General features: G+C 68.3%; 10 protein-coding genes. 4 read left to right on the top strand and 6 right to left on the bottom strand.

Annotation, left to right across the window (positions count from 1 at the left end; all coding sequences use genetic code 11):
- Entirely contained in the window at positions 1-426 is a 426-nt protein-coding gene (gene rpsP / locus E3O62_RS08215; protein ID WP_134396306.1) for a 30S ribosomal protein S16, read from the bottom strand.
- 285 nt (positions 427-711) lie between these two features.
- Between rpsP and E3O62_RS08220 the strand changes: the two genes are divergently transcribed.
- A complete protein-coding gene (locus E3O62_RS08220; RefSeq protein WP_134398160.1) occupies positions 712-1,848 on the top strand; it encodes a glutamate--cysteine ligase in 1,137 nt (378 codons plus the stop codon).
- A 152-nt stretch (positions 1,849-2,000) separates the two neighbouring features.
- Here E3O62_RS08220 and E3O62_RS08225 read toward each other — a convergent pair whose 3' ends face one another.
- Entirely contained in the window at positions 2,001-2,840 is an 840-nt protein-coding gene (locus E3O62_RS08225) for an LLM class F420-dependent oxidoreductase (protein WP_134396310.1), read from the bottom strand.
- 70 nt (positions 2,841-2,910) lie between these two features.
- Positions 2,911-4,485 carry a signal recognition particle protein gene (gene ffh / locus E3O62_RS08230; protein ID WP_134398162.1) on the bottom strand — a complete coding sequence of 525 codons (1,575 nt, stop codon included), beginning with the start codon at positions 4,483-4,485 and terminating at the stop codon, positions 2,911-2,913.
- Positions 4,486-4,568: 83 nt separating this feature from the next.
- Here ffh and E3O62_RS08235 point away from each other — a divergent pair, with 83 nt between their 5' ends.
- Positions 4,569-4,880 carry a putative quinol monooxygenase gene (locus E3O62_RS08235; RefSeq protein ID WP_134398164.1) on the top strand — a complete coding sequence of 104 codons (312 nt, stop codon included), beginning with the start codon at positions 4,569-4,571 and terminating at the stop codon, positions 4,878-4,880.
- A 30-nt stretch (positions 4,881-4,910) separates the two neighbouring features.
- Here the strand turns inward: E3O62_RS08235 and E3O62_RS08240 are convergent, their stop codons facing one another.
- A complete protein-coding gene (locus tag E3O62_RS08240) occupies positions 4,911-5,414 on the bottom strand; it encodes a DUF2004 domain-containing protein (RefSeq protein WP_166784589.1) in 504 nt (167 codons plus the stop codon).
- Positions 5,415-5,421: 7 nt separating this feature from the next.
- Positions 5,422-6,297, bottom strand: a complete 876-nt coding sequence (ftsY, locus tag E3O62_RS08245; RefSeq protein WP_134396317.1) for a signal recognition particle-docking protein FtsY — start codon at positions 6,295-6,297, stop codon at positions 5,422-5,424.
- 147 nt (positions 6,298-6,444) lie between these two features.
- Here ftsY and E3O62_RS08250 point away from each other — a divergent pair, with 147 nt between their 5' ends.
- Positions 6,445-6,675, top strand: a complete 231-nt coding sequence (locus E3O62_RS08250; RefSeq protein WP_134398166.1) for a hypothetical protein — start codon at positions 6,445-6,447, stop codon at positions 6,673-6,675.
- 104 nt (positions 6,676-6,779) lie between these two features.
- Positions 6,780-7,160, top strand: coding sequence for a four-helix bundle copper-binding protein (locus E3O62_RS08255; RefSeq protein WP_134398167.1), 381 nt, complete (start codon positions 6,780-6,782; stop codon positions 7,158-7,160).
- 37 nt (positions 7,161-7,197) lie between these two features.
- Here E3O62_RS08255 and E3O62_RS08260 read toward each other — a convergent pair.
- A partial coding sequence (locus E3O62_RS08260; protein WP_166786445.1) for an AAA family ATPase occupies positions 7,198-9,522 on the bottom strand: 2,325 nt, incomplete at its 5' end.

Raw genomic sequence — 9,522 nt, forward strand, 5'->3', positions numbered from 1 at the left:
TTACGCCTTGTCCTCTTCGGTTGCCTCCGCGGCAGCCTCGGTCTCCTTGGGTGCCTCTTCCTTGGCCACAGGCTTGTCGGCCTTCGGCTTCAGAACCGGCTTCTTCTTCTCGTCGGCGACGAACGGAGCCTTCGGCTCCTTGAACTTCACGGTACTGACGGCGTTCTTGTCACCCTTGAAGATGCCCCAGTCGCCGGTCAGCTTGAGGAGAGCCTCAACCTGCTCTGTCGGCTGTGCTCCAACGCCCAGCCAGTACAGGGCACGCTCGGACTTGACCTCGATGACGGAGGGCTCCTGCGTGGGGTGGTAGACGCCGATCTCTTCGATGACACGACCATCGCGCTTGGTGCGCGCGTCGGCAACGACGATGCGGTAGTACGGTGCACGGATCTTGCCCATGCGCTTCAAACGAATTTTGACAGCCACAATTCTCCTGTGTATTTGATTTTTGGCGAACTGAGGGCCGTGAGCGTGGGGGCACACTCGGCACAAGCTCAATAAGGTTTTTTCCTGCGCCTGAGTAGAGGGTCGGACGCAAGAGAACTCGACTAATCATTCTGTCAGACATCGACGACTTTCTGATAATCGACCGGCTGGGCGGCGCGGTCATCACCGGACTCGCGGCCGGCTGGAGCGCCGCTTCGCCAATCGGTGTCAGGATTGTCACACACCCGCGCTCGTAGGGTTGAACCAGGATCGGAAGGACCGCGCATGGGGATCGAATTTGCCCGGTCGTTACGGTCCACCATTGGCATCGAGTGGGAACTCGCCCTCGTCGATCGCGAGTCGGGTGACCTGGTCTGCCTGGCAGATGAGGTGCTGACGGCTCTGGCCGCGCGCGACGGCACGCCGCATCCGCACATCACCGGGGAATTGCTTCTGAACACAGTCGAACTCGTGTCGGGGGTGCACCATACAGTTGCGGGCGCCGTCACGGATGTCGCCGCCCAAGTTGACGAGGTGCGCGCCATCACGGATCCGCGGGGCGTCGAACTCATCTGTAGCGGGTCGCATCCGTTCAGCCAGTGGTTCGACCAGAAGGTCACGGACAAGGCCCGCTACCACCGGTTGATCGACCGCACCCAGTGGTGGGGCCGCAACATGATGATCTGGGGCATCCACGTGCATGTGGGGATCGAGGACAAGGCCAAGGTCATCCCGATTTTGAACGGCCTGCTCGGCTACCTGCCGCACCTGCAGGCCCTGTCGGCGTCGAGCCCGTTCTGGGCCGGCGTGAACACCGGCTACGCCTCCAACCGCGCTCTCATGTTCCAGCAGTTGCCCACCGCCGGCCTGCCGTGGATCCTGCACGACTGGGAGGCCTGGGAGCGCTACGTGGCCGATATGACCGCCACCGGGGTGATTGAGGATGCGACCGAGGTGCGCTGGGACATCCGTCCGTCGCCGCGATGGGGAACCATCGAGGTGCGCGCCTGCGACGGCGTGTCCACGACGGAGGAACTCGGCGCCATCGCCGCGTTCATCCAGTGCCTGGTCGACTGGATGTCGGGGCGTCTCGACGCCGGCGAGACGGTCGGGTCGATGCAGCCGTGGTTCGTTCGCGAGAACAAATGGCGGGCCGCTCGCTACGGCCTGGACGCCGAGATCATCACGGATGCCGCGGGCGCCGAAAGCCTGGTGACCGACGATGTGCGCCGGCTGATCGGCATCCTCTCCCCCGTCGCCGAGCGACTGGGCTGCCTGGGCGAGCTGCAGAGCCTGAACCGGATCATCACCGGGGGTGCGAGCTACCAGCGGCAGCTGCGGGTCGCCGAGGCGCACGGCGGCAGCCTGCCTGCCGTCGTGAAGGCGCTGACCAACGAACTCCGCACGGGCCTCCCCGCATAGCTGAGTGAGCCCTCATGGCCGCGGACGATGCGGGATCGCGGCTTGGGGGTTCCGAGCCGGGTGTTCGTGATGTCGACTCAGGCAGGCAGGCAGCGGACCGTGACACGGGCCGTGAGTGCGTTCCGGGAGCGTTACCACCACTCGATAAGGACTCACGCATCTCGGGCGCAGCCCGTCTCGAGCGCGTTTTTTTGGTCGCGCCAGGCGAGCCAGTCAGTGAGCGAGGCCAGGTCGTAGTGCGGGCCGGACAGCCCAAGGGTGAACAGGCGGGCGCCAAGGTCATAGAGCTCGTCGGCCTCGGTCACGGTGCGGGACCGCAGTTCGGTCGAGATCTCGATCTCGGAGAGGTCCCGGCCCACCGTGTCACACCACTTCGAGAGCACGCCGAGCTTGTGCTCGAGCACCGCCGGAGTGGAAAACGAATGCCAGATGTCCGCATGTCTCGCCACGATTCGGAGGGTCTTCTTCTCGCCCCCGCCGCCGATCAGCACCGGGATGTCGCGCAGGGGCGGCGGGTTCAGCTTCGCCCAGCGCGCCTCGATCCGCGGGAGGTCGGCCTCGAGGGCGTCCAGGCGGGTGCCCGCGGTGCCGAACTCGAAGCCGTACTCGTCGTAGTCGCGCTCGAACCAGCCGGAGCCGGTGCCGAAGATGAACCGGCCGCCGCTGATGTGGTCGATGGTGCGCGCCATGTCGGCCTGCAGGTCGGGGTTGCGGTAGCCGTTGCAGTTGACCAGCGCGCCCAGCTCGATGGTGGAGGTCTGCTCCGCCCAGGCCGCGAGGAGCGTCCAGGACTCGAAGTGGAGGCCGTTCTTCTCGCCGGAGAGCGGAAAGAAGTGGTCCCAGTCGAACGCGATGTCCGTGCCCAGGGCCTCGACCTCCGCCACGGTCACCCGGATCTTCGGATAGAGGGCGTGCTGCGGGGCGATTTGCACGCCGATACGCACCCGGCCGGCCGTGGAGGACGGCGTGGAAGTCGGCGTGGAGGAGGTCATGCGCTCATCCTAAACCGGCGGCCGGGCGCATCCGCAGCCCAGTCAGCGGCTCAGCGTTTGCGGCGAAGTGTCACCGGCCGAGCATCTTCTGCAGGGCGGCCATCTCGTCTTCGGTGGGACCGCCGGCCTTCCCGGCGCCGCCGAGGCCGAAGCCCGTGCCGCCGCCCGCACCGGGGCCCGCGCCAGCGGGCCTCTCACCGGACGCGATCGCCATGTTCTCCGCCGCGCGCTTGGCCGGGTTGCCCGACTTCGAGCCCTTCTTCTTGGGCTGTGGCTTGCCACGGCCGCCGCCGCCCATGCCGCCGGGGACCGGGCCCATTCCGGGGATGTTGGGCATGCCGCCCTTGGCAACCGTCTTCATCATCTTGGCGGCCTGCTCGAACCGGGACACGAGCTGGTTGACCTCGGTCACGGTCGAGCCGGCGCCGCGGGCTATGCGCAGCCGGCGGGATCCGTTCAACAGCTTCGGGGTGGTGCGCTCGGCCTTGGTCATCGACTGGATGATGGCCTCCGTGCGCACGATCTCGCGCTCGTCGAAGTTCTCGAGCTGCTGCTTCATGGCGCCGGCGCCCGGGAGCATGCTCATCATCTTCTTGATCGAACCCATGTTGCGCAGCTGCTGCATCTGGCCGAGGAAGTCGTCGAGGGTGAAACTGTCGGTGGAGAACTTCTCCGCCATCTTGCGCGCTTCGTCTTCGTCGAAGGCACCCTGCGCCTGCTCAATCAGGGTAAGGATGTCACCGAGGTCGAGGATGCGGCTGGCCATGCGGTCGGGGTGGAACGGCTCGAAGTCGTCGAGGCTCTCACCGGTCGACGCGAATATGATGGGGCGGCCGGTGATCGAGGCCACCGACAGGGCCGCACCGCCTCGCGCGTCACCGTCGAGTTTGGAGAGCACCACGCCGGTGAAGTCGACGCCGTCCTGGAACGCCTTGGCGGTGGCCACGGCATCCTGCCCGATCATGGCGTCGATCACGAAGAGCACTTCGTCGGGGTCGATGGCCGTGCGGATGTCCGCGGCCTGCTTCATCATCTCCGCGTCGACGCCGAGGCGTCCAGCGGTGTCGACGATGACCACGTCGTGCATCTTCTGTTTGGCGTACTTGACGCCGTCGCGGGCGACCTTGACCGGGTTGCCGACGCCGTTGCCGGGCTCGGGCGCGTAGACGGGCACGCCCGCCTGGGCGCCGACGACCTCGAGCTGGGTGACCGCGTTGGGGCGCTGCAGGTCGGCCGCGACCAGGATCGGGGTGTGGCCGTCTTTGGCGAGCCACTTGGCGAGCTTGCCGGCAAGAGTGGTCTTACCGGCACCCTGGAGGCCGGCGAGCATGATGATGGTCGGCGGCTTCTTGGCGAATTCGAGTCGGCGCTGCTGACCGCCGAGGATCTCGACGAGCTCCTCGTTGACGATCTTAACGACCTGCTGGGCCGGGTTCAGCGCCGTGCTGACCTCGTCGCCGAGGGCACGCTCGCGCACCTTGCCGGTGAAGTCCTTGACCACCTCGAGGGCAACGTCGGCGTCGAGCAGCGCGCGCCGGATCTCGCGAACGGTGCCGTCGACATCCGCCGCGCTGAGCTTGCCCTTGGTGCGGAGATTCTTGAACGTCTCGGCCAGGCGATCTGAGAGGTTTCCAAAAGTAGCCATGATGCGTTTAGTTTAACCGGTCGCGGAGCCTACGGTTGTTCGGGTGCGCAAACCGCATCCGAAGTCAGGAGTCAGGAGTCAGCATGTCCGTTGTCGTCGTCGCCGTACTCACCCCGAAGCCCGGTCGCAGCCAGGAGATTTTGGACGCGTTCGCCGTGGTCTCCCCCACGGTGCACGCCGAGCCCGGCTGCGAACTGTATGCCGCGCACACCGACGGTGACCTGGTGGTCATGGTCGAGCGCTGGGCCAGCGCCGCCGACCTCGCGGTGCACGCGACCGGCGCGGGAATCACCGAGCTTGGTGCGCGCACGGATGACGCACTGGCCGCCGCCACGGACGTCAAGGTGCTGCAGAACGTGCCGTTCGGCGACCCGGCCAAGGGCACCATCCAGTAGGGAGCGCCGACGTCCGACCGGACAGCTGCGCTACTGCTCGACGGCGATCAGCACGGGGTCGCCGTGCACGTCGATCGTGACCACGAGCAGGGCGTCGGTGTCATCGGGGCTGATCGAGTACTCGAGCACCGCGAAGTGCTCCTCGCTGCGGAAATGATGCGGGTGGAAGCCGATCCGCTGCAGCTGGATGGAGCGCAGAAAATCGATCTGCTTGTCGCCCGAATCCCAGATCAGGGCGTCGTCGAGAACCTCGGGATCCATTTCGTCGAGTTCGGTCGTGATGTAGGCACCCGTCACCGAGCCCTCCTTGCTGAGGTCGGCCACGAGCGATTCGCGGGCCTGCGAATCGAGTTCCTCGATGTCGTTGACCATGGCCGCCGCAATGTCGAGCGCTTCGGCCGAGACGGACTCCTCGTCAGGGGAGCTGAGGTCGATCTGCACGTCCTGGTCGCCCAGTTCGGCCGAATCCGACCAGTAGACCTCTGCAGCGTCGTCACTGCCGAGAATTCCGAAGAAATCGTGTTCGATGGTCATGACTGTCCTATCCGACGAGTTTTTGTGCGAAAACGTGCGGCGTGAAACCGGTGAGGTCATTGATGCCCTCGCCCTGGCCCACGAGCTTGATGGGGATGCCGGTCTTCTCCTGCACGGCGAGCACGAAGCCGCCCTTGGCGGATCCGTCCAGTTTGGTGAGAACGAGCCCGGTCACGCCGGCATGCTGGATAAAGGCCTCGGCCTGGGCCAGGCCGTTCTGGCCGGTCGTCGCGTCGAGCACGAGGAGCACCTCGGCGATCGGGGTCTGCTTCTCGATCACCTTGCGGATCTTGGTGAGCTCGTCCATCAGGCCGCCCTTGGTCTGCAGCCGCCCGGCGGTGTCGATGATCACGATCTCCGTGCCGTCTTGCATGGCCCGCTCGACGGTCTGGAAGGCGACGGATGCCGGGTCCTGGCCGTGGGCCTGCGGCCGCACGATGTCGGCGCCGGCACGTTCGGCCCAGGTGGCCAGCTGTTCCACAGCGGCCGCGCGGAACGTGTCGGCCGCCCCGATCAGCACACTGCGGTTGTAGGTGCGTAGGAACTTCGCGAATTTGCCGATCGTGGTGGTCTTGCCGACACCGTTGACGCCGACGACGAGCACGACGGCGGGCCGGGCGCTGAGATTGAGGGTGGAGTCGAGCTTGGAGAGCCGCTCCTCGAGGCCTTCGCGCAGCATCCGTTGCAGGTCGGCCGGGTCGGTCGTGTTGTACCTGGCGACCTTGGCCCGCAGGTCGGCCACGATCGCCTCGGTGATGCTGGGACCGAAGTCGGCCTGGATGAGCGCGTCTTCGAGGTCTTCCCACGTCTCGGCGTCGATGAGCTTCTTCGCGAACATGCCGCGCAGTGCGCCGGAGAGAGACCAGGGGGTGCGTTCTGCCATGACTACAGCCTATGGCTCGCGCGGTACCTGCGCCGCTGCGCCCCAGGTGTGCTTCGCGCGAAGCGGCGCAGCCGGCGCGTACCGAGCGAAGGACCCCCGAACCGATAATGCGGACCGGGTGCGGCACCGCCCGGATAAGGCTCGTTCGTGCGACTCGTGCCGTCACACGAGCGACTCGACCCGGCAGAATGCTGGGTGGCGGCCCAGACCTCACCCGCTGGTGTCGGCATCGTCCACGGCACCTCCTTCCCGCACGGCCCGGCGGCGGTCGCCGCCCTGATGCGTGCGCTGGCGTCCGCGCGGCCGGAGCCGACCGTTGCCCTCGGCTTCGTCGATGTGCAGCGACCGGACACGCCGGAGACGCTCAGCCCGGTGTGAGGGTGCTGTTCTGAGGGACTTTCGGTCCTGGAACGACCACCCGTAACCGAGCAGGAATGCGCAAGCCCCCCGACAGCCGCCCGGACCCGGTCTAGGGTGTCGGCATGGCAGTCAGCACAGGGCCCGACAGTGTGCGCACCGGGATCAACCGGTGCATCGCGGCGTGCGACGCGCTCGTGACGGTGAGCGAGGACTGCGCGGACGCCTGCCTCCGCATCGAGGGCAACGGCGACATCACCCGCTGCTTCCTCGCCGACCTGGACTGCATCGAGGTGTGCTCGTCGACGAGCCGGCTGCTGTCCTGGCATGCGCGGAAGGACGCTCTGACGACCATCGCGCTGCTGGAAACCTGCCGCGAGGCCGCCTGGGCATCGATCGCGGCCTGCGAGAACATGGCCCGGCTGCATCCGGGCTGGCACACCTGCAGCATGGCCTGCCGCCGGGTCGACGAGGCCTGCGCGCGACTCCTGGCCGCGCTGCGCTAGCACTCTTCACTCGTCAGCGGCGATCAGCGGCGACGTGTCAGGATGCCTGCTCGTCGTCCTTCGCGATGCGCTGCCCGACCACGGCCGAGACCCCATCGAGGCGCATCGAGACGCCGTAAAGGGCATCCGCGATCTCCATTGTGCGTTTCTGGTGGGTGATCACGATGAGCTGGCTGGTGGTGCGCAGGTCCTCGAAGATAGTCAGCAGCCGGCCGAGGTTGGCGTCGTCGAGGGCAGCCTCGACCTCGTCCATAATGTAGAACGGACTCGGGCGGGCCTTGAAGATGGCGATCAGCAGGGCCACGGCGGCGAGCGAGCGCTCCCCGCCTGACAGCAGTGAGAGCCGCTCGATCTTCTTGCCGGCGGGCTTGACCGAAACCTCGATGCCGGTCGTGAGCAGGCTGTCGGGATCGGTGAGACGGATGCTGCCGCTCCCGCCCGGGAACAGCACCGGGAACACCTCGGCGAACGCCGCCTGGGTGTCGTCGAAGGCGCTGCCGAAGATGGCACCCATCTTCTCGTCGATCTCCTCGATGATGGTGAGCAGGTCGCGGCGCGTCTTGGTGAGGTCGGTGAGCTGCTCAGTGAGGAAGCGGTGCCGCTGCTCGAGCGCGGCAAACTCCTCGAGGGCCAGCGGGTTCACTCGGCCGAGCTGGGCGTAGCGGCGTTCGGCGACGGTGAGGCGGCGCTGTTGCTCGTCCCGGTCGAAGCGGACGGGTTCGGCGGTCGGGTCTGCGCTGTTCTGGACGGCGCCCGGGATCGGCTGGTCGGGCCCGTACTCGGCCACGAGCACGTCTTCGGTCAGACCGAGGTCGCTGACGGCGCGCTCGAGCAGCCCGGACAGGTGCAGCTTCTTCTCGTAGATGGCCAGTTCCAGGCCGTGCACGGTCTCGGTGACAGCCTGCAACCGGGCGCGCAGGGTGCTGTCCTCCCGGCGCAGCGCCGCGATTTCCTCGTTCTGGCTGCTGCGCTCCGCCTCGGCGGTGGCCAGGCGCTGCCTGGCCTCGCTGACGGAGGCGTCGACCGAGGCAAGCACCAGCGGGAGCGCCTCGGCCACCCGGCTGGCGGCATCCACCTGACGGCGACGGATGACCGCACGCCGGGCTGCCTCCTCGGCCGCCGCCCGCGCGGCAGTCTGCTGTTTCGCGAGCGCGTCGGCCCGCGCCTGCCCGGCGCGCACGCGTTCACGGGCGGTCTCAACCTGGAGCCGGGCCTCGACCTCGGCTTCGCGCGCGACCTCGAGGGCGGCGACGAGCGCGTCGCGAGGCCCGGTATCCGGCACCGGGCGCGGCCGGGCGCGCTGTTCGTCCCGCGCGGTGTGGGCCGTCTCGCTTTCGGCCTCGCGGGCGGCGACGGTTTCGGCCTGCAGCAGGAGGGCGGCGGAGAGCCGACTCAGTTCGGCGGTGGCCGCCTCGAGCTGCACGGTGGCCCGGTTGGTCTTCTCGGCCTGCACGGTCGTGCGGGACTCGAACGCCCGCACCCGGGCGGCGGCCGCCTGGGCCTGGGTCTTGCGGGCGGACAGCATGACGCGGGCCTCGGCGAGGTCGGCAACGACCCGCTCGAGCCGGGTGCGCACCGCTGCGAGCGAGTCGGCGGCCGCATCGCGGTCGGCGATGAGCTCGAGGCGGCTGCGCCGGGCCCCGGAACCACCGCACAGCACGGTGTCGCTGAGTACGTCTCCGGCCCGGGTGATGACGGTGATCGGGAGGGCTGCGCACGCGGCGGTCTCCACGCCGACGGTCTCCACTTCCTCGGATCGGGATCCGAATCGGTCCACGGCGGCTCGGGCGGCATCGAGGTCGTCGGCGATCGCCGTACGCCGGAGCAGGCCGAGCACCCCGGGTGGAGCGTCGATCACCGATTCGGCCCAGAGCAGCCCGGGCTGCACGGCGAGGTCGGGCAGGGTGCCGGGTGCGAGGGCATCCGTCGTGCCGGTACCGGGCGCGTCGGCGTCGATCGTGCCGGCCACGATCAGCTCGACCCGGCCGAGATCGTCGGCGCGGGCGCGCACGATGGCGTCGACGGCCGCGCTCCGGGTGTCGGCGAGCACGGCGTCGGCGAGGGAGCCGAGGGCGGCGGCGATGGCGGCCTCGTAGCCGGGCCGCACGCGCACGTGTTCGGCCACCAGACCACGGATGCCCGCCGGCGCTGCAGCGAGCAGCGCCGCCGAGCCGTCCTTCTGGTCCAGGGCGAGGCTCAGTGCCCCCGCGCGGGCGGCGAGGGCGTCCCGTTCGCGTTCGCTGAGGTGCAGTTCGTCGCGCAGGCGTTCGACCTCGACCTCTGCCTGGGCGACGGCGGACCGGGCCGCGGCGGCGGCCTCGGCCGGGTGGCTCTCGCCGGCGTCGACGGCGGCCGCGTCGAG

It is taken from the genome of Cryobacterium sp. TMT2-15-1, from assembly GCF_004402345.1.
In the GTDB taxonomy this organism is placed as follows: Bacteria; Actinomycetota; Actinomycetes; order Actinomycetales; family Microbacteriaceae; genus Cryobacterium; species Cryobacterium sandaracinum.

Coding starts and splice junctions, on each gene's coding strand:
- ftsY (WP_134396317.1), bottom strand. CDS start 6,297: ATGGCAGAACGCACCCCCTGGTCTCTCTCCGGCGCACTGCGCGGCATG.
- ffh (WP_134398162.1), bottom strand. CDS start 4,485: ATGGCTACTTTTGGAAACCTCTCAGATCGCCTGGCCGAGACGTTCAAG.
- E3O62_RS08255 (WP_134398167.1), top strand. CDS start 6,780: ATGGCAGTCAGCACAGGGCCCGACAGTGTGCGCACCGGGATCAACCGG.
- E3O62_RS08225 (WP_134396310.1), bottom strand. CDS start 2,840: ATGACCTCCTCCACGCCGACTTCCACGCCGTCCTCCACGGCCGGCCGG.
- E3O62_RS08240 (WP_166784589.1), bottom strand. CDS start 5,414: ATGACCATCGAACACGATTTCTTCGGAATTCTCGGCAGTGACGACGCT.
- E3O62_RS08235 (WP_134398164.1), top strand. CDS start 4,569: ATGTCCGTTGTCGTCGTCGCCGTACTCACCCCGAAGCCCGGTCGCAGC.
- E3O62_RS08220 (WP_134398160.1), top strand. CDS start 712: ATGGGGATCGAATTTGCCCGGTCGTTACGGTCCACCATTGGCATCGAG.